At 56.1% G+C, this 24,375-nt stretch carries 21 protein-coding genes; 8 read left to right on the top strand and 13 right to left on the bottom strand.

Translation table 11 applies throughout. The features are described from left to right. The first annotated feature begins 60 nt into the window (after positions 1–60). Positions 61–507, top strand: coding sequence for a YcgN family cysteine cluster protein (locus KOL70_RS06005; protein WP_021510046.1), 447 nt, complete (start codon positions 61–63; stop codon positions 505–507). A gap of 57 nt (positions 508–564) precedes the next feature. Here the strand turns inward: KOL70_RS06005 and dsbB are convergent, their stop codons facing one another. After that, entirely contained in the window at positions 565–1,095 is a 531-nt protein-coding gene (dsbB, locus tag KOL70_RS06000) for a disulfide bond formation protein DsbB (protein ID WP_040679952.1), read from the bottom strand. Between the two features lie 309 nt (positions 1,096–1,404). On the opposite strand from dsbB, the gene fadR reads away from it, so the two are divergent. Continuing rightward, positions 1,405–2,124 (top strand): fatty acid metabolism transcriptional regulator FadR, encoded by a 720-nt coding sequence (fadR, locus tag KOL70_RS05995; protein ID WP_058757728.1) that lies wholly within the window; start codon positions 1,405–1,407, stop codon positions 2,122–2,124. Between the two features lie 324 nt (positions 2,125–2,448). Here the strand turns inward: fadR and KOL70_RS05990 are convergent, their stop codons facing one another. After that, positions 2,449–3,984 (bottom strand): SpoVR family protein, encoded by a 1,536-nt coding sequence (locus KOL70_RS05990; RefSeq protein ID WP_031280208.1) that lies wholly within the window; start codon positions 3,982–3,984, stop codon positions 2,449–2,451. Between the two features lie 499 nt (positions 3,985–4,483). On the opposite strand from KOL70_RS05990, the gene KOL70_RS05985 reads away from it, so the two are divergent. Both KOL70_RS05985 and dadX read left to right on the top strand, forming a co-directional pair. Next, positions 4,484–5,785 (top strand): D-amino acid dehydrogenase, encoded by a 1,302-nt coding sequence (locus tag KOL70_RS05985; protein WP_215480362.1) that lies wholly within the window; start codon positions 4,484–4,486, stop codon positions 5,783–5,785. A 21-nt stretch (positions 5,786–5,806) separates the two neighbouring features. Continuing rightward, positions 5,807–6,877, top strand: a complete 1,071-nt coding sequence (gene dadX / locus KOL70_RS05980; protein ID WP_215480361.1) for a catabolic alanine racemase DadX — start codon at positions 5,807–5,809, stop codon at positions 6,875–6,877. Here dadX and KOL70_RS05975 read toward each other — a convergent pair. The 6 genes from KOL70_RS05975 to yeaG form a co-directional block, all read right to left on the bottom strand. Continuing rightward, positions 6,870–8,063, bottom strand: a complete 1,194-nt coding sequence (locus KOL70_RS05975) for a multidrug effflux MFS transporter (protein WP_215480360.1) — start codon at positions 8,061–8,063, stop codon at positions 6,870–6,872. The two genes, dadX and KOL70_RS05975, sit on opposite strands and share 8 nt — an antisense overlap. 120 nt (positions 8,064–8,183) lie before the next feature. After that, on the bottom strand, positions 8,184–9,650 hold the full coding sequence (gene wbaP, locus KOL70_RS05970) for an undecaprenyl-phosphate galactose phosphotransferase WbaP (protein ID WP_215480359.1): 1,467 nt from the start codon (positions 9,648–9,650) through the stop codon (positions 8,184–8,186). A 378-nt stretch (positions 9,651–10,028) separates the two neighbouring features. Then, positions 10,029–10,262 carry a DUF1480 family protein gene (locus tag KOL70_RS05965; protein ID WP_104093260.1) on the bottom strand — a complete coding sequence of 78 codons (234 nt, stop codon included), beginning with the start codon at positions 10,260–10,262 and terminating at the stop codon, positions 10,029–10,031. A gap of 75 nt (positions 10,263–10,337) precedes the next feature. Continuing rightward, positions 10,338–12,065 carry a potassium/proton antiporter gene (locus KOL70_RS05960; protein WP_021510055.1) on the bottom strand — a complete coding sequence of 576 codons (1,728 nt, stop codon included), beginning with the start codon at positions 12,063–12,065 and terminating at the stop codon, positions 10,338–10,340. A gap of 231 nt (positions 12,066–12,296) precedes the next feature. Continuing rightward, complete coding sequence (locus tag KOL70_RS05955; protein ID WP_058757723.1) at positions 12,297–13,571, bottom strand: YeaH/YhbH family protein; 1,275 nt, start codon at positions 13,569–13,571, stop codon at positions 12,297–12,299. A gap of 90 nt (positions 13,572–13,661) precedes the next feature. Continuing rightward, on the bottom strand, positions 13,662–15,596 hold the full coding sequence (yeaG, locus tag KOL70_RS05950) for a protein kinase YeaG (RefSeq protein WP_021510057.1): 1,935 nt from the start codon (positions 15,594–15,596) through the stop codon (positions 13,662–13,664). A 409-nt stretch (positions 15,597–16,005) separates the two neighbouring features. Between yeaG and KOL70_RS05945 the strand changes: the two genes are divergently transcribed. Next, complete coding sequence (locus KOL70_RS05945) at positions 16,006–16,755, top strand: MipA/OmpV family protein (protein WP_059009705.1); 750 nt, start codon at positions 16,006–16,008, stop codon at positions 16,753–16,755. Between the two features lie 83 nt (positions 16,756–16,838). Then, complete coding sequence (locus tag KOL70_RS05940) at positions 16,839–17,687, top strand: aldo/keto reductase (RefSeq protein ID WP_132462419.1); 849 nt, start codon at positions 16,839–16,841, stop codon at positions 17,685–17,687. Between the two features lie 24 nt (positions 17,688–17,711). On the opposite strand, the gene KOL70_RS05935 is transcribed toward KOL70_RS05940, so the two are convergent. Then, positions 17,712–18,587 carry a D-hexose-6-phosphate mutarotase gene (locus KOL70_RS05935; protein WP_132462421.1) on the bottom strand — a complete coding sequence of 292 codons (876 nt, stop codon included), beginning with the start codon at positions 18,585–18,587 and terminating at the stop codon, positions 17,712–17,714. Between the two features lie 74 nt (positions 18,588–18,661). Further along, positions 18,662–19,660 (bottom strand): glyceraldehyde-3-phosphate dehydrogenase, encoded by a 999-nt coding sequence (gapA, locus tag KOL70_RS05930; RefSeq protein ID WP_021510061.1) that lies wholly within the window; start codon positions 19,658–19,660, stop codon positions 18,662–18,664. A 338-nt stretch (positions 19,661–19,998) separates the two neighbouring features. Between gapA and msrB the strand changes: the two genes are divergently transcribed. Then, positions 19,999–20,409: a peptide-methionine (R)-S-oxide reductase MsrB gene (gene msrB / locus KOL70_RS05925; protein ID WP_021510062.1), complete on the top strand. Its 411-nt coding sequence runs from the start codon at positions 19,999–20,001 to the stop codon at positions 20,407–20,409. 2 nt (positions 20,410–20,411) lie between these two features. Continuing rightward, a complete protein-coding gene (locus tag KOL70_RS05920; protein ID WP_058774606.1) occupies positions 20,412–20,693 on the top strand; it encodes a YeaC family protein in 282 nt (93 codons plus the stop codon). A 35-nt stretch (positions 20,694–20,728) separates the two neighbouring features. Here the strand turns inward: KOL70_RS05920 and pncA are convergent, their stop codons facing one another. From pncA to sppA, 3 genes are all read right to left on the bottom strand, one after another. Further along, complete coding sequence (gene pncA, locus KOL70_RS05915) at positions 20,729–21,337, bottom strand: bifunctional nicotinamidase/pyrazinamidase (protein WP_058757718.1); 609 nt, start codon at positions 21,335–21,337, stop codon at positions 20,729–20,731. Positions 21,338–21,353: 16 nt separating this feature from the next. Beyond that, positions 21,354–22,367 (bottom strand): asparaginase, encoded by a 1,014-nt coding sequence (gene ansA / locus KOL70_RS05910; RefSeq protein WP_058757717.1) that lies wholly within the window; start codon positions 22,365–22,367, stop codon positions 21,354–21,356. Between the two features lie 85 nt (positions 22,368–22,452). Beyond that, positions 22,453–24,309: a signal peptide peptidase SppA gene (gene sppA / locus KOL70_RS05905; protein WP_215480358.1), complete on the bottom strand. Its 1,857-nt coding sequence runs from the start codon at positions 24,307–24,309 to the stop codon at positions 22,453–22,455. Between the last annotated feature and the right edge of the window lie 66 nt (positions 24,310–24,375).

Below are 24,375 nucleotides of genomic sequence, written 5' to 3'. Positions count from 1 at the left end.
GCATCACCGCACCTGAAGCTTTATAAGGTGCGGTCTTGTTGCTCAACCCGGACCGCTATCATGACCGACCAACCTTTCTGGCAGACTAAACGCCTGGACCAAATGAACGACGCAGAGTGGGAATCGCTGTGCGACGGCTGTGGACAGTGCTGTCTGAATAAGTTGCAGGATGCGGATACCGATGAGATTTACTTCACCAACGTCGCCTGCAATCAGCTCAACATTAAGACCTGTCAGTGCCGCAATTATGAGCGTCGCTTCGAGTACGAAGAAGATTGCATCAAGCTGACGCGCGAGAATCTCACCACCTTTAACTGGCTGCCACGCACCTGCGCTTACCGGCTGTTAGGGGAGGGCAAAACGCTGCCGGCGTGGCACCCGCTGATTGCCGGATCGAAGAAAGCGATGCATGCTCAGCGTATTTCGGTGCGATACATCGCGGTGCGCGAGAGTGAAGTGCGCGACTGGGAAGAACACATTATTGACCGGCCGGATCGGAACGGCTGATAACGCAACAGGCAGCCGCGGCTGCCTGTTTTGTCTGAGACTTAGTTTGACTGGTATTCAGCGACCAAACAGATCGCGACGTTTTGCTTTGAACGGTTGCGCAATCAATACCAGAATGCCCACCAGCAGATAAGCGGCAAAAATCACGATCATCCACTGCGGCATGCTCCAGGTCAGGAAAGTCCATCCGCGTTCGGCGCAGTCACCGCTGGCGACAAATACCGCCGGCAGCCATTTATCCAGCGGCAGCCAGCTCGGGAAGCGAGCAGCAAAATCGCAGGTCACAAACGGGTTGGGATGCAACTGAATCATGGTGTGCTCATAAGAGAGGCGTACCCCTTCATAAGCGCTGTAGAGCCAGATGGCGATGGCGGCCCAGCGCAGCGGCGTTTTAGGCGCAATTGCACCCACCAGGCCGGCGCCCATGACGCCAAACAGCGCACAACGCTCATAGATACACATTACGCAGGGTTGCAGTCCCATCACGTGCTGAAAGAACAGCGCAACCAGTTCAAAAACCAGGGCGGTCAGGGCCATTAATAACCAGGCACCGCGTCCGCGTGAGCATTGATTCAAGTATCGCAACATATTGCTTTTCCCGTAGCCGTTAATGCATCGCAGTGTAAACCAAAAGCGTACCCGTGCCAGCCAGGCAGGGGGAAAAAATCATGTATAAAAATGACTTATCCCTGATCCACGCCAAAAAATCATGGCTTTTAGCACACGGCATCAAAAGCGCCCACGCAAGCGCAGCGTAACCCACGGCCTTTTTCGCTGCGCAGCTGCTGAATTTTGCGCCAGCGCGCGCTTTTAATCCGCTGGCAGGCTATTTCCGCTATGACCCCTCTGGTATGATGAGTGCCATTACGACAAAGAAAGCAACGAGAAATAAATGCTATGGTGATTAAGGCACAGAGCCCTGCAGGATTCGCTGAAGAGTACATAATTGAAAGCATCTGGAACAGCCGTTTTCCGCCGGGATCGATTCTTCCTGCCGAACGTGAGCTTTCTGAACTGATCGGCGTGACCCGCACCACTCTGCGTGAAGTGCTGCAGCGACTGGCTCGTGATGGCTGGCTGACCATTCAGCATGGTAAACCCACCCGCGTCAATGATTTCTGGGAAACGTCTGGCCTCAATATCCTCGAAACACTCGCCCGTCTCGATCACGACAGCGTGCCGCAGTTGATTGATAATCTGCTGTCGGTGCGCACCAATATCGCGTCGATCTTTATCAGCCGTGCGCTGCGTCATCATCCGGATAAGGCGCGTGAGGTGCTGGAGAGTGCGCTGAGCGAGGAAGATCAGGCTGAAGCCTATACTGAGCTGGATTACCGCGTCTTCCGCGGTCTGGCGTTTGCGTCCGGCAACCCGATTTACGGCCTGATTCTGAACGGTCTGAAAGGGCTTTACACCCGCGTGGGCCGCCACTACTTTTCGAATCCGGAAGCGCGTGAACTGGCGCGTAACTTTTATCGTCAGCTGGCGGATCTGTGTGGCAAACAGCCGACGCAGGATCAGATCGTCGACAGCGTGCGTAACTACGGCCGCCGCAGCGGTGAAATCTGGCACAGCATGCAGAAAAGCATGCCGGATGATTTGAGCAGTAAGCGTTAACAGCGCACAAACGTTTCGCGGGTTCCAGTCCCGGACAGTCAGTATTCGCTGCTGCCGGGCTGCTCCTCGCGCCGCTTACGCGGTACCTTCGGCGTTCACGTTGCGCCTGACGGACCGGCCGGTATCGGTCTTCCTGACCGGCCCGGCCTGATTCCCGCCTCCCCGCGGGAATCTCCTGGCGCTCCGTAAAAGCCTCAGCGCTGCGAATAGCCCGCTGCATCAGCGGATACTGACTGTCTGTGAAGTTGGTGCAGGATTATCTGTGAAATTAGGGTTTTACCAGGCAGGAAGATAAATGCTCGTCCCTGAGCATGGGGATTGTGTTTAAAGCGCCGGTCCGCGCGCCGGACAGCGATCCAGCAGCTCCACGCTGCCATCTTCGTTCTGCTGTTCCAGATTGACATCAAAACCCCACAGCCGATGCACATGCTTCAGCACATCGCGACGGCTCTTATCGAGCGGGGCACGCTGCTGCGGCACATAGCGTAGCGTCAGCGAACGGTCACCGCGCAGGTCTACGTTGTACACCTGAATATTCGGCTCCAGATTGCTCAGATTATACTGCGCTGACAGCTGCTGACGAATCGCACGATATCCCGCCTCATCATGAATGGCGGCAATCTCAAGATAGTTATTGCGATCGTCGTCCATCACCGTAAACAGACGGAAATCCCGCATCACTTTCGGCGACAGGAACTGGCTGATGAAGCTCTCGTCTTTAAATTCGCGCATGGCGAAATGCAGCGTCTTCAGCCAGTCGGAGCCCGCGATGTCCGGGAACCAGTAGCGATCTTCTTCGGTTGGCGACTGACAGATGCGCTTGATGTCCTGGAACATGGCAAAGCCCAGCGCATACGGGTTGATACCGTTATACCACTGGCTGTTATAAGGCGGCTGATACACCACGTTGGTATGGCTGTGCAGGAACTCCATCATAAAACGTTCCGACACTTTGCCCTCATCGTACAGGTGATTCAGGATGGTGTAGTGCCAGAAGGTCGCCCAGCCTTCATTCATCACCTGGGTCTGTTTCTGCGGGTAAAAATACTGGCTGACTTTACGCACAATGCGCAGCACTTCACGCTGCCACGACTCCAGCAGTGGCGCGTTCTTTTCCATAAAGTACAGCAGGTTTTCCTGCGGCTCAGAGGGATAGCGCGCCGCCTCGACCTGAGTAAACTCTTTCTCTTTGCGTGGCAGGGTGCGCCACAGCGTATTGACCTGGCTCTGCAGATACTCTTCCCGGCTTTTCTGCCGCGCTTTCTCTTCCTGCAGCGAAATCTTTTGCGGGCGTTTATAGCGATCGACGCCATAGTTCATCAGCGCATGACAGGAGTCCAGCAGCCGCTCGACCTCTTCCACGCCATAACGCTCTTCGCAATCAGAGATGTAGTTACGCGCGAACAGCAGGTAATCGACAATCGAGCTGGCATCGGTCCAGCTGCGGAACAGGTAGTTGTTTTTGAAGAAAGAGTTGTGGCCATAGCAGGCGTGCGCCATCACCAGCGCCTGCATGGTCATGGTGTTCTCTTCCATCAGGTAAGCGATACAGGGATTCGAGTTAATGACGATTTCATACGCCAGTCCCTGCTGACCGTGTTTGTAGCGCTGCTCGGTTTCGATGAACTTCTTGCCGAACGACCAATGGGCATAATTAATGGGCATCCCCACGCTGGAGTATGCATCCATCATCTGCTCGGAGGTGATCACTTCGATTTGGTGCGGGTAGGTATCGAGCCCATAGCTTTTGGCCACGCGGTCGATCTCCGCCAGGTAGACATCAAGCAGCTCAAAGGTCCAGTCGGGACCGTCACTGAGTCGTTTGCTGTTGCGGGTTGGCTCGTCAAACATTGTCGTCATAGCGCACCTCTGTTTTGCAAGCGGCAGGCAACAGAGTGTCACCTGTCACGATCGTTTAAGGCTTCATCCTGAGAAAGACAGCCCAAAAAAACTGAGCGAACACTTCAATGATAGTCCACTGTCGCTTATCCGATGCGGGAACTCAATCGAATTATTTTGGTACAAAATCATCATAATAGGCGTGCTTTGGTAGCTAATAAGGTGATGTGTTATCTGAGTGATAAATTGCAGCATTAAATCCTGTTTATAAGCGCGCGATATGACTGCGGCGCTTTCTCCTGAAAAAAGTGAGATGCTCTGCCTTTCGCATAATAATTCGCTGGTTAACGCTTTTAAGGCACAAAAAACTCTGATTTTGGCGCGACCGCATGATTTCAGTGTGCAGTTAAGTGAAAAACATGTGAAATGAAAGGGTCGAATGTAATATCAGTTCAGCCATCGGGTTATGCTAAACCCGATGGTGATACCAGTTAATTATGCTTTTCGCGATGAGGGGCTTATGCGCGTAGTCATTCTGGGTAGTGGTGTCGTAGGGGTAGCCAGTGCGTGGTATCTGGCGCAGGCGGGGCATGACGTCACCGTAATCGATCGCCAGCCCGGCGCGGCGCTGGAAACCAGTGCCGGCAATGCCGGGCAGATTTCGCCCGGCTATGCGGCACCCTGGGCGGCGCCCGGTGTACCGCTCAAGGCGGTAAAGTGGATGTTTCAGAAACACGCACCGCTGGCGGTGCGACTTGACGGTAGCAAGTTCCAGCTGGAGTGGATGTGGAATATGCTGCGCAACTGCGACATGCGTCACTACCAGGAAAACAAGGGCCGTATGGTGCGCATCGCCGAATACAGCCGCGACTGCCTGAAGGCACTGCGCAGCAGCACCGGCATCGCCTATGAAGGGCGCCAGGGCGGCACTTTGCAGCTGTTCCGCACGCAGCAACAGTTTGACAGCGCCAGCAAAGACATCGCGGTACTGCGTGAAGCGGGGGTGCCTTATGAACTGCTGGAAGCGCATCAGCTGCACAGCGTAGAGCCGGCACTGGCGGGTACCGCGCACAAGCTGACCGGCGGCCTGCGCCTGCCGAATGACGAAACCGGTGACTGCCAGCTGTTTACCCAGCGTCTGGCGGCGATGGCAGCCGCAGCCGGTGTCACTTTCCGTTATGACACGTCGGTGGATCAACTGTTGCGCGAAGGCAATCGCATTTATGGCGTGAAGTGCGGCGATGAGGTCATCAAAGCCGATGCTTACGTCGTGGCGTTTGGCTCTTACTCCACGGCGCTGCTGAAAGACATCTTGTCGATTCCGGTCTATCCGCTGAAAGGCTATTCCCTGACTATCCCGATCAAAGATCCGCAGGGCGCGCCGGTTTCCACCATTCTGGATGAGACCTATAAAGTGGCGGTGACACGCTTCGATGACCGCATTCGCGTCGGTGGCATGGCCGAAATCGTTGGTTTTAACACCAAACTGTTGCCGGCACGACGTGAAACGCTGGAGATGGTGGTCCGCGATCTCTATCCTGAAGGCGGGTATGTTGAACAGGCTACGTTCTGGACCGGACTGCGCCCGATGACGCCGGATGGCACACCCATTGTCGGGCGCACGCCGCTGACCAATCTCTGGCTGAACACCGGGCACGGTACGCTGGGCTGGACGATGGCCTGTGGTTCCGGCCAGTTGCTGGCCGATCTGATTTCGGGACGTAAACCGGCCATCGCCGCCGACGACTTGTCGGTGCTGCGTTATCTGCCGGGCTTTGCGGCCCCGGCATCGCCGCTGCGTAATGCCAGCGCGACGCGCTGATACTTCAGGGAGAGTAAAAACATGTCACGTCCTACGGGTGCCACCATTAATCAACAGGCGCTGCGCCACAATCTGGCGATTGTGCGTCAGGCGGCACCGCACGCGCGCGTCTGGTCGGTGGTGAAGGCCAATGCCTACGGCCACGGCATTGCCCGCGTATGGCAGAGTCTGGCGGAAACCGACGGTTTCGCGCTGCTGAATATGGAAGAGGCTATCCTGCTACGCGAGCAGGGCTGGAAAAAGCCAATTCTGCTGCTGGAAGGCTTCTTTCACGCCGATGACCTGACGCTGATCGATCGCTATCGCCTGACCACCAGCGTACACAGTAACTGGCAGATTCAGGCGCTGGCGAAGGCGCAGCTGTCGGCACCAGTCGATGTTTATCTGAAGATTAACAGCGGCATGAACCGTCTCGGTTTTCGTCCGGAACAGGCACAGGCGGCCTGGCACAAGCTGCGTGCGTTGCCCAACGTGGGAGAAATGACGCTAATGGCGCACTTTGCCGATGCGGAAAACTCGCAGGGGCTGGTGGAACCAATGCAGCGCGTGGAACAGGCGGCGGAAGGGCTCAACTGTCCGCGTTCGCTTGCCAACTCAGCGACCACGCTGTGGCATCCGCAGGCGCATTTTGACTGGGTGCGGCCCGGGATTATTCTCTACGGCGCATCACCGAGCGGCGACTGGCAGGATATCGCCAGTACCGGTCTGCAGCCGGTAATGACGCTCAGCAGTGAAATTATTGGCATACAGCAGATCGGTGCCGGCGAGGGCGTTGGCTACGGTTATCGCTACCACGCGGCCGCGCCACAGCGTATCGGTATTGTGGCCTGTGGCTATGCTGACGGCTATCCGCGCCATGCGCCGACCGGTACGCCGGTCAGCGTTGATGGCATCCGCACGCAAACGCTCGGGGCAATCTCGATGGATATGATGATGATTGACCTCGAACCCTGCCCGCAGGCGGGTATCGGTTCGCGCGTGGAGCTGTGGGGCAACGAGGTGAAAATTGATGAGGTGGCGAAAGCCGCCGGAACGGTAGGCTACGAGCTAATGTGTGCACTCGCGCCGCGCGTCCCGGTCACGCTTAGTTAAGCGCCGTAACTGTACCACGCATGTTCTTACTGCAGCGCCAGGCGATCAGCGCCAGCGCTGCACCCACCAGCATCATCAGCGCTAACGCTGATTTCTCTGCCACCGGCAGCGCCACCATCGCCAGGCTGCCACCCGCACCGCCCGCCATCTGAATAAATCCCTGCAGCGCCGCCGCCACACCCGCCTGCTGCTGATACGGCTCCAGCGCATAGCTGGTGGCCGGCCCGACGGTGAAGGCCAGGCCAGCTACCGAGATCGCCACCGGAATCATGTACAGCGACCAGTGGGTTTGCCAGGCCGCAGGAAACAGCGTCATCCCCGCCACCAGCAGCAGCGCACCGAGCAGCATGGTGACAAACCCCATGGCGAGACAAAACGGGCGGCCCGCCTTGCGAATGGTTTTATTAACAAAGGCGCTGACCAGCATGATCCAGAAACCGTTGGCGCCAAAGGCAAAGGAGAACTGCAGCGGCGTCAGGCCACCTTCGGTCATCAACACGTGCGGTGCCAGCGAAACGTAGGTCAGCACCATGCCGAGCGCGCCCGCGTTGGCAAAGGCGAAAGCGAGAAAGCGCGGCTGCCGGGCGATGGCAGCATACTGCGCCAGCGGCAGTCCTTTGACGCGCAGCGTGTCCGCCGGACGCGTTTCCGGCAGTGCGACCACCACAATAATGGCAATCACCAGCGCATAACCGCACAGGAACCAGAAGGGCGCACGCCAGCCATAGGCTTCCGCCAGAATACCGCCGAGCAGCGGTGCCAGCGCCGGCACGATGTTCAGCGCGCCATTGAGGAAACCATAAGCGCGCGCCGCGGCATCGCCGCTCAGCCGATCGCGCACGCCGCTAAATGCCACCACCGCGCTACAGCATACCGCGCAGCCCTGAATCAGGCGCGCCAGGAAGAACACCGGCCACACGGTGGAGGTTGCGGCCACTGCGCTGCCGATGATGTAAAGCGCGAGGCCGATCAGCGCGATCGGCTTACGGCCAAAATTATCCACCAGCGGACCGGTGACCAGCTGACCGATACCCATCACCAGCAAAAACAGCGGAATGGTGGTCTGGATCAGACTGACCGGGCTGTTAAGACCTTCGGCAATCTGCGGCAGCGTGGGGAGGTAGAGATCGATGCCCAGCGGTGCCAGCAGCACCAGGCTCAAAAGGAGTAGGGTAAACTTTTGCATTACGAACCAGTAACGTCCTGTTAAACAGGCGAGAAGGGTAATGAGTCTGCGACCAAAAAGAAAGGGCTAAAACGAAAAGGCGATGTCTGCCGGCACAGCGCAGACATCGCGTTGAGGGTATCAGTAAGCACCGTCGCGGCGCAGCACCACGCCAGCGGTTTTGAACAGAATGGCGATGTCGGTCCACAGCGCCCAGTTCTTCACGTACCAGGAGTCAAAATAGACGCGCGTGTCGTAGTCGATATCGTTACGCCCGCTGACCTGCCACAAGCCGGTCATGCCCGGTTTGGCCATCAGATAGTAGTCGACATCGCCGGCGTAGCGTTCCAGCTCAGCTTCAATCACCGGACGCGGTCCCACCAGACTCATTTCGCCGCGAATCACGTTCCACAGCTGGGGCAGTTCATCCAGGCTGGTTTTCCGCAGGAAGCCACCGATTCTGGTGATGCGCGGATCGTTCTTCAGTTTGAAATCACGATCCCACTCAGCGCGCGCTTCGGCACTGGTGGCCAGCAGATTCTGCAGCACTTCCTGCGAGTTGGTCACCATTGAACGGAACTTCAGGCACTTAAACTTCACGCCATCCTGACCGACGCGTTCATGGCCATAAATGGCATTCCCGCCGTCGCGCTTCACCATCCAGCACAGCAGGCCGAACACCGGGGCAAGAAACAGCAGCAGCAGGGAGGCAACCACCACGTCGAAAGTGCGCTTGAGGAAACGCGATGAGCGTTTCGCCAGGTTGTTACTGACGCGCAGGATCATCACTTCATGGCTGAAGATAAACGACATATCGGTGCCATACAGCGGCACACCGCGCAGCGTAGGGATAACCGAAATTGAGCGGCATTTCATTTTGGACAGAAACTTCAGCCATTTATCGCGCACCACCTGCTGTTCAAATTCGGTGGCGACGATAAATTGCGTGTTGTCACGGTCCATGGTCTGCCAGTTGATGTCTTTCCAGGTAATGACCGGCACGCCGTTAACACTTTCCTGGTGAGGCTCATCATCCAGCGAGATAAACGCCTGCACGTTATAGCCCAGAATCTCCTCGCTCTGCAGCGCCGCGTAGGCTTCCATGGCGTTCTTACCGGAGCCGATGATAATGGTCTCTTTTTGCCACTGGCCCGCGCGGTTAATGGCACGCTTCACACCAGCGCGCATCAGCGGCAGCAGCAGCAGGGCATAGGTCCAGCTAAATACCCACACCATGCGAGAGAAGTCCCATTTGGAAAAGGCAATCAGCGCCAGATCCAGCAGCGAAAACACAAACAGCGTTTTGACGATTTCTTTCAGCTCAAACCAGAAGGGCTTACGGTAGGTGTAGTGGCGCATACGCACCCAAAACCAGGCTGTGCACAGCACTGACAGGCCTAACTGTGCGACAAAGCGGTATTCAATTTGCTGCGGCGGAATAAAACTGTCCAGTTCTCCCCAAATACCCTGGACGGTGGCCGCGGATAAAAATAATGCCAGGTTCAGTGCAATTAAATCCGAAAAGCTGAGTGCCACTTTCGCGATGAGATTTTTGCGCAGTCCGCTCCACGAGCGGGTTGCATCGTTCATTACCAATGTACTTGCCATAAAACCTGCTCTCTTTTCTTAAGTAAAAGATGGCCTGACCAGAATCAAGTACGCGCTCAGGAGTCGTCCGCTGAAAGCAGAAATAAAATAATATTCAGCGAGATATGAGTCAGTGCTGCCATAAGCGCTGCATGGAAAGGGCCGTTTGAGACGTGATTTACGTCACGAAAAGCTGCAGCAACGTTTAAGAGTATGCAGGAGTTATTTGACAGAGTTAATATGGAAAGAGTCTGAAAAAACAATATTTGATTAAAGTATAAACTGCCTAATCTGTTGAAAAATAATATTAAAAGTAAAAGGTGCCGAGAAATAACAGACTATTTTAAGACTACTTTTCGGAATGACCGCCAGTCAAAGTGAATGGCGGTGAGGAAAATATCAGGCCGGTTTTTTCAATACCCAGCGGTCTTGCTGCTTGTCATAGTGGCCGATTTGCAGATCAACCGGTTCGCCATCAATCCACGCCGGTACGCTGGTTTCATGATCCCAGCCGTCGAGCTGATAACTCAGGCCGGGGTTGGTATGGCAGGGGATGCCGACGGTATCCAGCTTCTCCGCATCCATTACTGCATCGACGATCTCGTAACGACCAATCTTCACCACGTGTCCCATCATCTTCTCCCGTTTGCTGGGTGGAATAGTGATCATAGACGCTGACACGCAGTTTACGAGCGATACGGCCTCAGATTATTCCTTCTCTTCCCGCACGCGCACCCCGATTTTGACGATTTGGTTATCCTCTTTTTCCGCCACCGTCCACGTCAGCTGGTTCCACTCGACCTGATCTCCCACCACTGGCGTGCTGCCGAGCAGACCCATAATCAACTGGCCGAGCGACTGCTGATCGTTGGTCTCTTCATCGAGCTCCAGGCCGTAGATCTGCGCGACATCGCGCAGGCGCGCCTCGGCATCAAGGATAAAGTCACCAAAGAAGCGCTGATCCAGCGCCACCGGCGGCGTCTGGCTGAACATTTTGCCCAGCGCCGGCAAATCGCGCTCGCGGCCAATAACGCACAGCACGTCACCCTCTTTCAGACGCGTATTGCCGTTGGGGTGCATCAGCGCGTTATCGCGGAACAGGGCGGCAATGCGCGTTTCGCGCGGCATTTGCAAATCGCGCAGCGCGGCGCCAACGCACCATTTGTCGGCGCTGAGCTGATAAACAAACTGCTCCCACGGATTTTCCGGATGGATATCCAGCCCGACGCGGCTGATCGGCGATGCGGTCGGCGGTACCACCACCTTAGCCCGTTTAGCGGCATAGCCCAGCGACGTGCCCTGCAGCATCAGAGATACCAGAACCACGAAGAAGGCGATATTGAAGTAGAGTTTTGAATTCTCCAGCCCGGCCATCATCGGGAACACCGCGAGGATAATCGGCACCGCACCGCGCAGGCCTACCCAGCTGATAAAGATGCGTTCACGTCCGGTAAAGCCTTTAAACGGCAGCAGCCCGACCAGAATCGACAGCGGACGCGCCACCAGAATCAGCCACAGTGAGAGAATCATCGCCGGCAGCGCGATATGCCACAGGTCAGACGGCGTCACCAGCAGGCCAAGCACGATAAACATACCAATCTGGCTCAGCCAGGCCATACCGTCGAAAGTTTGCAGAATGCCGTGGCGGTTACGAATCGGGCTGTTGCCCAGCAGGAAACCACACAGGTAGACCGCCAGAATGCCGCTGCCTTCCATCACTGTGGTCAGGGCAAACACAATGATGCCGCCGCTCAGCGCCAGCAGCGGATAGAGCCCTTGTGCCAGGCTGATGCGGTTGATCAGTTGCTGCAGCGCCCAGCCGCCGCCCAGTCCGAGCACAATGCCCAAGCCGAACTGCTGCACCAGATGCACCACAAACATCCAGCTCAGGCCGCTCTGCCCCTGCTGGATCATGTCGATCAGCGTAATGGTAAGAAACACTGCCATCGGATCGTTGCTGCCTGATTCAATCTCCAGCGTGGAACTGACACGCTCGTTAAGCCCTTTGTCGCCCAGCAGTGAAAACACCGCTGCGGCGTCGGTCGAGCCGATAATGGCGCCAATCAGGAAGCCCTGCATCAGATCGAGCTTAAACAGCCAGGCGGCAGCCAGACCGGTGAGCCCGGCGGTAATCATCACGCCAACGGTGGCCAGCGACAGCGCCGGACCAAGCGCTACCTTGAACGAGCTGGCCTTGGTGCGCATGCCGCCGTCGAGCAGAATGATGGCCAGCGCCAGGTTGGACACCAGATAGGCCACCGGATAGTTATCAAAGGCAATACCGCCGATGCCGTCCACGCCGGTCAGCATCCCCAGCGCCAGGAAGATCACCAGAATCGGGATACCGAGACGCGACGAGAAGGAACTCAGCAGAATACTTGCTGCGACCAGCACGGAACCAATAATGAACAAACTGTAAATCATGCTGGCATTCAACGGCGTTCTCCTGCGGCGGGGCATAAAAAAGCAAATTGCGGGCAATTCACACAGACAAGGTGAAAAGATAATGCCTTATCAATAGCTTGTCAGCGGTTAATTGCACATTTTTTCATTCTGTGGCGCGCTATCCCATAGAAGGTTAAATCCGCACAGAAAAACAGCAGGGTTTTCAGAGGGGTTAAGCCGGGCGGGGGAAAGAAAAAGCCGGTCGGTGACCGGCTGGTAAACTCAGGCTTCAGCGACCTGTTTATGGAAAAGCTCACGAAATACCGGGTAGATGTCTTCCGGCTCGCGGATGTGCTGAATGGCAAAGTTATCAAACATCGCCTGCAGATGCTCATACTCGCGCCACAGGGTTTGGTGCGCCCGTCGGGTAATCTCAATGTAGCTGTAGTAGCGCACCACCGGCAGGATATGCTTCGCCAGAATTTCATGACACAACGGTGAGTCATCCGCCCAGTTATCGCCGTCCGAGGCCTGCGCCGCATAGATATTCCACTGCGACGGGTCATAACGCTCTTTCACCACTTCGTCCATCAGCTTAAGCGCGCTGGAGACGATAGTGCCGCCGGTCTCCTGCGAGTAGAAGAACTCCTGTTCATCGACTTCTTTCGCCTGAGTATGGTGACGGATATACACCACATCGACGTTTTTGTAAGTCCGGCTGAGGAACAGATAGAGCAGGATATAAAAGCGTTTCGCCATATCCTTGGTTGCCTGGTCCATCGAGCCGGAAACGTCCATTAAGCAGAACATTACCGCCTGGCTGGACGGTTCAGGCCGCTTCTCGAAATTCTTGTAACGCAGGTCAAAGGTGTCGATAAACGGCACGCGCTCAATGCGCGCCCGCAGTTCAGCGATCTCTTTGCGCAGCCGCTCCTCTTCCAGCAGTTGCGCCGGCTCGCTGTTTTCGACTTCACTCAGTGTGGCTTCCAGTTCGTGCAGCATGCGACGCTTGCCTGCGGTCATGGCGGTTCGTCGCGCCAGCGAGTTTTGCAGCGAGCGCACCACGCTGATATTGGCCGGCACGCCATTCGAGGTGAAGCCCGCGCGGTGAGTTTTGTACTCATTGAGCTGGCGATGCTGATTTTTGCGCAGGTTAGGCAGCGCTAAATCTTCAAACAGCAGGTCGAGGTACTCATCCTTCGATATCTGAAACACGAACTCGTCCTGACCTTCTCCGTCCTGGCTGGCATTGCCCTGACCGCTCCCGCCGCCACCGCCGCCCTGTGGCCGCTCAATGCGGTCGTTTTGCACAAAGTGGTCGTTCCCCGGATGCACGCGATGGCGGCTGCCGCCGCGCCCCTGATGGAAAATCGGCTCGTTGATGTCGTCGATAGGAATCGACACCGATTCGCCACTCTCCACGTCGGTGACCGAACGCTTGTTGATGGCCTCGGAGATCGACTGTTTGATTTGCGACTTATAACGGCGCAAAAAGCGCTGCCGGTTGACCGCACTTTTATTCTTGCCGTTAAGACGCCGATCGATGAAATAGGCCATAAATTCCCCCAAACTACGCTGTAAGCCAGGCCGGAACGGGTCCGGCCTCCTCAGGCGGCATGTGGATGCCGCGTAGCTTACCGCTGTCGATTATGACGATTTGCGCACGCGCAGATACCATTCACACAGCAGACGCACCTGCTTGCGGGTATAGCCTTTTTCCATCATGCGATCGACAAAATCGTCGTGTTTTTTCTGTTCGTCCGTGGATGTTTTGGTGTTGAACGAAATCACCGGCAACAACTCCTCGGTGTTGGAGAACATTTTCTTCTCGATCACCGTGCGCAGTTTTTCGTAGCTGGTCCAGTTTGGATTGCGTCCGTTATTCTGTGCCCGTGCGCGCAGCACAAAGTTGACAATCTCGTTACGGAAATCTTTCGGGTTACTGATCCCGGCAGGTTTCTCAATCTTTTCCAGCTCGGCGTTGAGTGATTCACGATCGAACAGCTGGCCGGTATCCGGATCGCGGTACTCCTGATCCTGAATCCAGAAATCCGCGTAAGTGACGTAGCGGTCGAAGATGTTCTGACCATACTCCGAATAGGATTCAAGGTAAGCGGTCTGAATCTCTTTGCCAATGAACTCCGCATATTTCGGAATCAGATAGCCTTTCAGATGTTCCAGATACTTCTCCGCCTGATCCTGCGGGAACTGCTCGCGCTCGATCTGCTGTTCCAGCACGTAAAACAGGTGCACCGGGTTAGCCGCTACTTCGGCATGGTCGAAGTTAAACACGCGTGACAGAATTTTAAACGCGAAGCGGGTCGACAGGCCGTTCATGCCTTCATCCACACCGGCGTAATCGTGATACTCCTGCCACGATTTCGCTTTCGGGTCGGTGTCTTTCAGGCTTTCACCGTCATAGACGCGCATCTTCGAGTAGATGCTGGAGTTTTCTGGCTCTTTCAGGCGCGACAGAATCGAGAAACGTGCCAGCGTTTCCAGCGTGCCGGGTGCGCAAGGCGCGGTGGTTAGCTCACTGTGGTTGAGCAGTTTTTCATAAATTTTGATCTCCTCGGACACGCGCAGGCAGTATGGCACCTTCACGATGTATACGCGGTCAAGGAAAGCTTCGTTGTTTTTGTTGTTACGGAATGTCACCCACTCTGATTCGTTGGAGTGCGCCAGAATGATGCCGTTAAACGGCAGGGCGGAAATCCCTTCGGTACCGTTATAGTTACCTTCCTGAGTGGCGGTCAGCAGCGGATGCAGCACTTTAATGGGTGCTTTGAACATCTCCACGAATTCCATGATGCCCTGGTTGGCGCGGCACAGCGCACCTGAATAGCCGTAGGCATCCGGATCGTTCTGCGCGTGGTTTTCCAGCTTACGGATATCCACTTTACCCACCAGCGCTGAAATATCCTGGTTGTTCTCATCACCCGGTTCGGTTTTGGCGATAGCCAGCTGTTCCAGAATCGACGGCCACACTTTCACCACTTTGAAGCGGGTGATGTCGCCGCCAAAGTCATGCAACCGTTTTGCCGCCCACGGCGACATGATGGTGCCGAGGTAACGCCGCGGTACGCCGTACTCTTTTTCCAGAATATTGGCGTCTTCCTGCGGATTAAACAGGCACAGCGGATGGTCATTGACCGGGCTGCGTTCACCGTCGGCACTCAGCACATAGATTGGCACGCGCTGCATCAGCGCTTTAAGCCGTTCGGCCAGCGAGGATTTACCGCCGCCCACCGGGCCGAGCAGGTACAGAATCTGTTTCTTCTCCTCCAGCCCCTGCGCGGCGTGTTTCAGGTAGGAGACGATTTGCTCAATCGCTTCCTCCATACCGTAAAACTCTTCAAAGGCCGGGTAGCGTCCGATGACGCGGTTCGAGAAGATACGGGAAAGGCGAGGCTCCTGGGCAGTATCGACCATCACAGGCTCACCGATGGCCATCAATAGTCGTTCTGCCGCGTTGGCGTATGCACTGCGATCCTGCTTACAGATGGTGAGGAATTCCTGCAGTGTGAACTCTTCGTCCTTGGCAGCTTCATAACGCTGACGATAGTGATCGAATATATTCATAGCAATGCCCGTCCTTTCGTTTTTAGCACAGGTAAAGGAGCGTAATAAGATGCTCTTGCAGCTCCCGGAAGATATTCTTTATTGAGTACAGCAACCCTTATGCCAACCTGACGATTTTTTATCGGGATTCACAATTCTTATGGTTACTCTGCTCGTACAAAAAATTCTCGTCTTACTTTTACTGTAGAAGGCAATCAGAAAAATTGCTCCGTCTTTTCTCCTTATTTAGCGATATATCAATAACAAAGTCTCATAAGCGCTAAGGCCGTCACGCCCTTGCGGCAACAGGTGCGCTGCGTCTCAGACGCGTCTGACAGGATAAAAAGGAAATCAACATTAAAAGTTAAACCAGTGGCAAAATTTGGTTAGACTCTGCGTGTGATTGTTATATTAATGGAATGAATAAATTGTGAACCATTTCAAACTTAAAGCGCTTGCTCTGATGTGTCCTTGCTATTTTGCGGCGTTCAGCACTTACGCTGAACCCTTGTCACTTGGGGCTTCGGTTATTTATGCCCAGTCGCCGTACCGCGGCGGCCAGGACCGTTATCTGCCGATCCCGGTCATCAATTATGAGGGGGAAAACTTTTGGTTCCGCAGCCTGCAGGGCGGTTATTACCTGTGGAAAGACCCGCAGAATCAGCTGTCGTTAACGCTGCTGGGCTCGCCGCAGCAGTATGACCCGAAAGATAACGATCTGGGCGACATGAAAGGGCTGGACAAGCGTCGCATGACGCTGATGGCCGGCGCGACTTATCGTCACGTTGCTGACTGGGGGATTGTGCGTACCGCGCTGCTGGGCGATGTGCTGAATAACAGCAACGGCATGATTTGGGACCTGACCTACCTGTACCGCTTTGATTTCGGCGCGTTCAGCCTGACGCCGGGCATTGGCGCAATGTGGAACAGTGCCAACCAAAACCGCTATTACTACGGCGTTTCCGGCCACGAAAGCGCGCGTACCGGTATTGATCGCTATCACCCGGACGACAGCTGGTCGCCTTACGTCGAGATGAACGCCAGCTACCAGATCAGCGAGAGCTGGAACGCCAGCCTGTCAGGCCGTTACACCCGCTTCGCCAGTGAAATTAAAGACAGTCCAATGGTGGATAAAGACGGTCAGTTTACGCTGTGGACCGGCGTCAGCTACAGCTTCTGATGACCGCACGAACGCCTCATAATGAGGCTTTTTTGTTACCTTGCACCAATATTGCGCCCCGTAATGGCGCAACAGGAGGTGAGATGAAGACGATTCAGTTTAACGACGATACGCCGTTACCGGCTATCGGCCAGGGCACCTGGTATATGGGCGAAAATCCGGCACAGCGGGCGCAGGAAATCGCTGCGCTGCAGGCTGGACTGGACGCCGGACTGAAACTGATCGATACCGCTGAGATGTATGCCGAAGGCGGCGCGGAAGAGGTTGTCGGCGCAGCGCTGCGCGGACGGCGCGATCAAGCCTGGCTGGTATCAAAAGTTTACCCGTGGAACGCCGGTGAGGTCGATGCGATTGACGCCTGTGAGCGCAGTCTGCGCCGTCTGCAGACGGACTATCTCGATCTTTATCTTTTGCACTGGCGCGGTAATGTACCGCTGGAAGAGACCGTGCGCGCCATGCAAACGCTGCAGCAGCAGGGCAAAATCCGCCACTGGGGCGTCTCCAATTTTGATAGCGACGATCTGCAGGAGCTGTGGAGTGAAGCCGGAGGGATGGGCTGCGCGACTAATCAGGTGCTGTACCATCTGGCTTCGCGCGGCATTGAATTTGATTTACTGCCGCTCTGTCAGCAGCACCATACGCCCGTCATGGCTTACTGTCCGCTGGCGCAGGCCGGACGGCTGCGTCAGGCGCTGTTTGACGATGCAACTCTGCAGCAGATTGCACAACAGAAGGGCATCAGCATCGCTCAGTTGCTGCTGAGCTGGGTGATTCGCCAGCCGGGCGTCATGGCCATTCCCAAGGCGGGCAGCGTAGCGCACGTGCAGGAGAATGCGGCGGCCCTGAATATCACCCTGACCAGCGATGAGCTGTCGCTGCTGGATCGCGCTTTTCCGCCGCCGCAGCACAAACTGGCGCTGGATGTGGTGTAAACGGCGCGTGCGCGCCGTTCAGCATTACTTATTGCGGATTCTCAGCGTGACGCCAAGGCGGGCAGGGGTTTCTCCGGCACTTTTCATCGGCTTGTTAATCCGCGCCGTCTCCACGCATACCATCGTTTTATAACCATCATTAGGCATATCGGCCATGCTGCAGGACAGTTCCGGGCCGGGGTTCCAGGTGACAACGTCACTTTGATAGTGATGGTACACTTCAATCTGGCGCTTACCGGCGCGATCGTGAATCACGCTGCAGTCTTCCGCTGCGGTATGAATGCGATCAACCCGATCGGGATAAGTTTGTTTCCCGTCCGCTGCGCTGCCGATGGCATTGTCCTGCACCTTATCGATGTAGCTGTTGCCGAGCCCGCTGACTTCAACCTGCGCAATGTCCGCCACCTGAAAATAGCTGTGCAGCGCGGCAGTGGCTTCATATTCGCCCCAGGCTTCCAGCTCAATCTCACAGTGTTCAGCAATGCGGAAGCGCGCCAGCAGCGTGAAGTCGTGCGGCCACAGTTTTTTCGTTTGTGCATTACTTTCCAGCGTGAACGTCAGCATGACCGCATCTTCGTTCTCATCATGCGCCGTCAGCGTCCACGGCTGATTGCGGGCAAAGCCATGCGCAGGTTCACCTGCCGGACCAAACCACGGCCAGCAGACCGGCACGCCGCCGCGAATGGCTTTGCCGCTGACGAACGGCGTCTTGTCGCTGAGCCAGATGGCGGGCTGCTGACCGGCCGGCTGCCATGCCAGCAGGTGCGCACCCTGCAGGGCAATGGCGGCGCGTACTTTCGGATGGCTGATCACCAGAATCGGCAATTCACCCATCTGACGCTGCGACAGGTAAGGGGTGATCTGCGTCACCACGGGCAAGTTAAAGAGCGAATTGTGCATTGTCAGACCTTCTCTCATCCAATCGAAAAAAAAGGGGCGACCGAAGTCACCCCTTGTCTGTTTAGCCGGTTAGCTTACTTAGCAGCAACCAGTGCAATCAGATCCAGAACCTTGTTGGAGTAACCGGTTTCGTTATCGTACCAGGAAACCAGTTTCACAAAGTTGTCGTTCAGAGCGATACCAGCTTTCGCGTCGAACACGGAAGTCAGGGTTTCGCCGTTGAAGTCGGTAGAAACCACGTCGTCTTCGATGTAGCCCAGCACGTCTTTCATGTCACCTTCAGCAGCGGCTTTGATGGCTGCACAGATGTCTTTGTAAGACGCTGGTTTTTCCAGACGAACAGTCAGGTCAACCACAGACACGTTTGGCGTTGGTACGCGGAACGCCATACCGGTCAGTTTACCGTTCAGCTCTGGCAGAACTTTGCCTACTGCTTTTGCTGCGCCAGTTGAAGATGGAATGATGTTCTGTGCTGCACCGCGGCCGCCGCGCCAGTCTTTGTGAGACGGGCCATCAACGGTTTTCTGGGTGGCAGTGGTGGCGTGAACAGTGGTCATCAGACCTTCAACGATACCGAACTTGTCGTTGATCACTTTAGCCAGCGGAGCCAGGCAGTTGGTGGTGCAGGAAGCGTTAGACACGATGTCCTGGCCGGCATATTTGTCGAAGTTGGCACCACGAACGAACATTGGGGTGTCATCTTTAGACGGGCCAGTCAGAACCACTTTCTTCGCGCCGGCAGTGATGTGTTTACGTGCGGTTTCGTCGGTCAGGAAGATACCGGTTGCTTCAGCAACAACGTCAACGCCCACTTCGTCCCATTTCAGGTTAGCCGGGTCTTTCTCAGCGGTAACACGGATTTTTTTACCGTTAACGATCAGCGCGCCATCTTTCACTTCTACGGTGCCGTCGAAACGACCGTGTGTAGAGTCATACTTCAGCATGTAAGCCATGTAATCGGCGTCGAGCAGGTCGTTGATCGCGACGATTTCGATGTCAGAACGCTGCTGAGCAGCACGGAAAACGATGCGACCGATACGGCCAAAACCGTTGATACCTACTTTGATAGTCATATATTCCACCAGCTATTTGTTAGTGAATAAAAGGTTGGCTGTAAAATTACAAAAACCTTACCAGGCGTCAAGCGGAATCGTGTCAATTGTTGCGACAGGTCAATTCCAGCGCCAGGAATAATTGGGTGCGCAAACGCTTGCGCAGCGCCCTTATTGCGCACCTATCTTACGCCGAATGCAGACTAAAAAGGGATGACTGTTGCAAAGAGTGATCGTCATCACAAAATTGCGCAGTGCTGGTCGGGGCAAAAGCATCCGCACGAAAAAAGACCCGGAAGATGTTGTTCGTTTGTTAGAATACTAGACGATTTTTACAGAATGACACTCCGGAACTCAAAATGGCTAAAGACACCGCACCCGAGGCAAAAATTGCCCAGCTGTCGGAAATGCAGCGCTACGTCACTCAGCATCGTGGAACCGAACCGCCTTTCACCGGCGCGCTGTTGCACAACAAGCAGGAGGGCATCTATCACTGCCTGGTCTGCAACGCACCGCTGTTTCTCTCCGAAACCAAGTATGACTCCGGCTGCGGCTGGCCGAGCTTTTACCAGCCGTATAACGATGAAGCTATCCGCTATCTTGAAGATGACTCACACGGTATGCACCGCGTCGAAATCCGCTGCGGTAACTGCGACGCCCATCTGGGCCACGTCTTCCCGGATGGCCCGCAGCCAACCGGTGAGCGCTATTGTGTCAACTCAGCGTCGCTGAACTTTACCGACGAGCAGGGCAATCAGCACGAGGGCTGAGCATGAAGCAGGAACTGGAAGCAATGCTGGCGGCGATGACGCCGGAAGTCTACGAGCGCCTCGCCAGCGCGGTGGAAACCGGCAAGTGGCCAGACGGCGTGGCGCTGACGCAGGATCAGAAAGATAACTGTCTGCAGCTGGTGATGCTGTGGCAGGCGCGCCACAACGACGAACCGCAGCACATGACCATCGGTAAAGGCGGCGAGATGGTGATGAAGTCGAAAAAACAGCTGAAGGAAGAGTGGGGAATCGAGTCCGACGTGACGCGCATTAACCTGCATTAAATAGCCGCAGGGCTGGAAAGTTCCAGCCCTGATTTTCAGATAATGACCGCACCCTGCGCCTGCATCTGTGCGATCGCGATCTCGCTGTCGTCCGGATTGAGATTGACGCCCCGGCAGCCTTCCTGCACCACCTCAACGTGATATCCCAGTTCCAGCGCATCCAGCACGCTGTACTTAACGCAATAATCGGTCGCCAGGCCGAGCATCACCAGATGAGTAATGCCGCGCTCGCGCAGCCAGCTGTCGAGCTCGGTTTTGCGGCGGTGCCCGTTATCGAAAAAGGCGCTGTAGCTATCTACATCCACATCGCCGCCTTTATGGAACACCGCATCAATCAGACTGCGATCGAGATCCGGATGGAAATCCGCGCCGTGTGAATGCTGCACGCCGTGATCCGGCCACCAGATCTGCGCCAGGCCATTCAGTTCACCGAGCGTATACACCGGCTCGCCAGAGACCGAGGCAAAGCTGCCGTGATTAGCTGGATGCCAGTCCTGCAACGCCACCACGCATTCACCGCGCGCGCGGAATTCGCGTGCATAGCGATTAGCAACGGCAACCGTCTGGTCACCTTCACGCACGGCCATCGGGCCGCCGGGGCAAAAATCGTTCTGAATATCGATGATTATCAATGCCCGCTTCATGGGATTTTGCTCCGTATCAGTCTTCGGTCAGTTCGCCACGTAAATTCTGCTGCATTTTGGCACGAATTTCAGCGCTGGTGAGGTTCTGGCTTAACAAAAAGTGCAGTTTAGTCAGGGTGGCCTCGACGGTCAGATCAAAACCACTGATCACGCCGGCGTGTTCCAGTGCGTTGCCGGTGGCGTAACCGCCCATATTGACCTTGCCGGACATGCACTGCGTCAGGTTCACCACCACAATGCCGCGCTCGCTGGCCTGCTGCAGTTCGGCAAGAAACTCGGCGTTTTGTGGCGCGTTGCCCACACCGTAAGAGCGCAGAATCAGCGCTTTCACCGGCTGACGCAGGAAATTGCGCACCACGTCGGCAGAGATGCCCGGATAAATGGTCACCACGCCAATCGGCTGAGGAGTGATCGGATGGACGATCAGCTCACCGCTGCCGCGCGGTGCCGGCGGCGTATTGAGACGGCGAATGTGGATGCCTGCTTCCAGCAGCGGCGACAGGTTCGGTGAAGCAAACGCATTAAAGCCGTCGGCGTGGGCTTTGGTGGTGCGGTTACCGCGAAACAGTGTGTTGTTGAAGAACAGCGCCACTTCATTAATCGGATAGTTGGCCGCGACATACAGCGAGTTCAGCAAATTTTGCTGACCGTCTGAGCGCAGCTCGGCCAGCGGGATCTGCGACCCGGTGACGATCACCGGCTTGGCCAGGTTCTCCAGCATGAACGACAGCGCCGACGCGGTGAACGCCATGGTATCGGTGCCATGCAGAATGACGAAACCGTCATAGCGATCGTAGTTCAGCTGGATGTCGTCAGCGATTGACTGCCAGTCCTGCGGCGTCATATCCGAGGAGTCAATCAGCGGATGGTATTCGTGGATGGTGAAATCCGGCATTTCCGGACGGTGAAACTCTGGCATCATCGCCAGCTGCTGCTGCAGATGGCCAGAGACCGGAATGTAACCCTGCGCGGAGCGTTGCATACCGATGGTCCCGCCCGTGTAGGCTACATAGATATTTTTCTTTTGCATGAATGGACTCAGACTTGCCGTAAAACGCGCAGTATAAGGGGATTAGCGGGGAAAAGCAGCCCGACCAGCGGCCGGGCTGTAAAGATTAGCGTACGTTGCCGCAGGTCAGGCAGAACGCGTAACGGTTTTGCGGATCGTTGAGATTATTCATCAGGCCCGGCTGCGCCTGCAGCGCGCCCATCACTTCGCTGACCGGTGCCGGCAGCCACACTTTCAGCGCGGCCGGCAGCACGGCCTGCGCCGACGCATTCATCTGGTTAAGCAGCAGGTCGATCATCCCCGGATCGTCCTGATACCAGCTCAGTTCAGGTTTCGCGACCTTCGCCAGCTCGGCGGCTTTGGCCACCGCATCGTCGAAGTCGCCCAGCGCATCCACCAGCCCGTTGGCTTTGGCATCGCTACCGGTCCAGACGTGACCCTGCGCAATGGCATCAATCTGCTGTGGCGTTTTATGGCGTGACGCCGCGACCAGACCGACAAAGTTGCGATAACCGTTTTCAATGGTCAGCTGCATCAGCTGCTGCACTTCAGTCGGCAGCGCTTTGGTGGTCGACACATCCGCCAGCGGCGAGGTGGCAACGCCATCGCTGTGCACGCCGATGCTGCTCAGGCTATTTTCCACCGTATTGATCACGCCGAAGATGCCGATCGACCCGGTCAGGGTGCTCGGCGCAGCGACGATGTAGTCGGCCGGCGTGGAGATCCAGTAGCCGCCCGATGCCGCCATGCCGCCCATCGACACCACCACCGGCTTACCAGCATTGTGCGCCGCCGCCAGCTCTTCGCGGATGGCTTCAGAGGCCGTTACGCTGCCGCCCGGGCTGTTGACGCGCAGCACGATGGCTTTGATTTTGTCGTCGAGGCGGGCGTCACGGATTTGCGCAGCGGTGGTGTCGCCACCGACGTTACCGGCGCTCTCTTCGCCGTCCATGATGGCGCCACTGGCGAGAATCACCGCAATGTTGCCATCCTGCTGCGTCGGTTGTTTGACGTTGTAGTCATAGATGCTGACGTTGCGGTAGTCATTGCTGGCTTTATCCCAGCCGAAGGTTTTCACCAGCTCGCGATCGGCGGCAGCGCGCGAATCCAGCACATCCACCAGTTTGTTATCCAGGGCATATTTAGCGGTATCGCCCTGAACGGCCTGCAGACCGCTGATGATGCCCGCAGCCCCCGGGAACAGCTGCTGCGGCGTGATTTGCCGGTTGGCGGACACCGTGTTGAGGTAGTTCTGCCACAGCTGGCCGACCCAGCGGCCGTCAGCATCGCGCGCTTCCGGCGACATATCATCACGCAGGAAAGGTTCAACTGCGGACTTATAGGTGCCGACACGGAACACGTGTGAACTGACTTTCAGCTTATCCAGCAGGGATTTATAATACAGGCCGTTGGTGGCGAAACCGTGCAGATCCACTGTGCCCTGCGGGGACAGATAGACCTTTGTGGCGTAGCTGGCGAGATAGTATTGCGCCTGGCTATAGCTGTCGCCGAGGGCAAAAATGGGTTTGCCCGCGTCGCGGAATTCGCGCAGCGCCTTACCCACGTACTGCAGCGAAGGCTGATCGCCGCCGGCAAAATCGCGCAGATCCAGCACCATGCCGGTGATATTTTTATCGCTCTTTGCCTGACGAATCGCATCGACCACATCAAACAACGAGTTTTCTTGCAAACGATCGCTGCTGGCACCCAGCAGCTGGCGGCTGATACGGCTCAGACGATTGCTGACCGACGGTTTGTCCACCAGCACGCCGCTCAGATCGACTTTCAGCGCACCCTGCTGCACCGGTTCACTGCTGCTGGCGCTGGATAGCTGCAGCCAGATGCCGACGCCGGCCAGAATTAACACTATCAGGAACAGATTCAGGATAAATTCCCGGATAAAATTCAGCACCCGCCAGCTCCAGCGGAACAGGCCAGCAATAATTCGCCACAATGTGCGCATAAACTCTCCATATTCACGTAGCCAGGGCAGCCGGTATGCGGTCTGCCCCGATGTCGGGTTCATCCT

The organism is Pantoea sp. B270, from assembly GCF_018726825.1.
Lineage (GTDB): Bacteria > Pseudomonadota > Gammaproteobacteria > Enterobacterales > Enterobacteriaceae > Pantoea > Pantoea dispersa.
Note: the sequence above shows the minus strand (reverse complement) of the source record. Positions and strands in the feature narration are given on the sequence as shown.

Coding starts and splice junctions, on each gene's coding strand:
- KOL70_RS06005 (WP_021510046.1), top strand. CDS start 61: ATGACCGACCAACCTTTCTGGCAGACTAAACGCCTGGACCAAATGAAC.
- ansA (WP_058757717.1), bottom strand. CDS start 22,367: ATGCAAAAGAAAAATATCTATGTAGCCTACACGGGCGGGACCATCGGT.
- KOL70_RS05990 (WP_031280208.1), bottom strand. CDS start 3,984: ATGACGACAATGTTTGACGAGCCAACCCGCAACAGCAAACGACTCAGT.
- KOL70_RS05975 (WP_215480360.1), bottom strand. CDS start 8,063: ATGCAAAAGTTTACCCTACTCCTTTTGAGCCTGGTGCTGCTGGCACCG.
- sppA (WP_215480358.1), bottom strand. CDS start 24,309: ATGCGCACATTGTGGCGAATTATTGCTGGCCTGTTCCGCTGGAGCTGG.
- KOL70_RS05935 (WP_132462421.1), bottom strand. CDS start 18,587: ATGCACAATTCGCTCTTTAACTTGCCCGTGGTGACGCAGATCACCCCT.
- gapA (WP_021510061.1), bottom strand. CDS start 19,660: ATGACTATCAAAGTAGGTATCAACGGTTTTGGCCGTATCGGTCGCATC.
- KOL70_RS05920 (WP_058774606.1), top strand. CDS start 20,412: ATGAAGCAGGAACTGGAAGCAATGCTGGCGGCGATGACGCCGGAAGTC.
- dsbB (WP_040679952.1), bottom strand. CDS start 1,095: ATGTTGCGATACTTGAATCAATGCTCACGCGGACGCGGTGCCTGGTTA.
- fadR (WP_058757728.1), top strand. CDS start 1,405: ATGGTGATTAAGGCACAGAGCCCTGCAGGATTCGCTGAAGAGTACATA.
- KOL70_RS05985 (WP_215480362.1), top strand. CDS start 4,484: ATGCGCGTAGTCATTCTGGGTAGTGGTGTCGTAGGGGTAGCCAGTGCG.
- pncA (WP_058757718.1), bottom strand. CDS start 21,337: ATGAAGCGGGCATTGATAATCATCGATATTCAGAACGATTTTTGCCCC.
- yeaG (WP_021510057.1), bottom strand. CDS start 15,596: ATGAATATATTCGATCACTATCGTCAGCGTTATGAAGCTGCCAAGGAC.
- KOL70_RS05965 (WP_104093260.1), bottom strand. CDS start 10,262: ATGGGACACGTGGTGAAGATTGGTCGTTACGAGATCGTCGATGCAGTA.
- msrB (WP_021510062.1), top strand. CDS start 19,999: ATGGCTAAAGACACCGCACCCGAGGCAAAAATTGCCCAGCTGTCGGAA.
- KOL70_RS05955 (WP_058757723.1), bottom strand. CDS start 13,571: ATGGCCTATTTCATCGATCGGCGTCTTAACGGCAAGAATAAAAGTGCG.
- KOL70_RS05940 (WP_132462419.1), top strand. CDS start 16,839: ATGAAGACGATTCAGTTTAACGACGATACGCCGTTACCGGCTATCGGC.
- wbaP (WP_215480359.1), bottom strand. CDS start 9,650: ATGGCAAGTACATTGGTAATGAACGATGCAACCCGCTCGTGGAGCGGA.
- dadX (WP_215480361.1), top strand. CDS start 5,807: ATGTCACGTCCTACGGGTGCCACCATTAATCAACAGGCGCTGCGCCAC.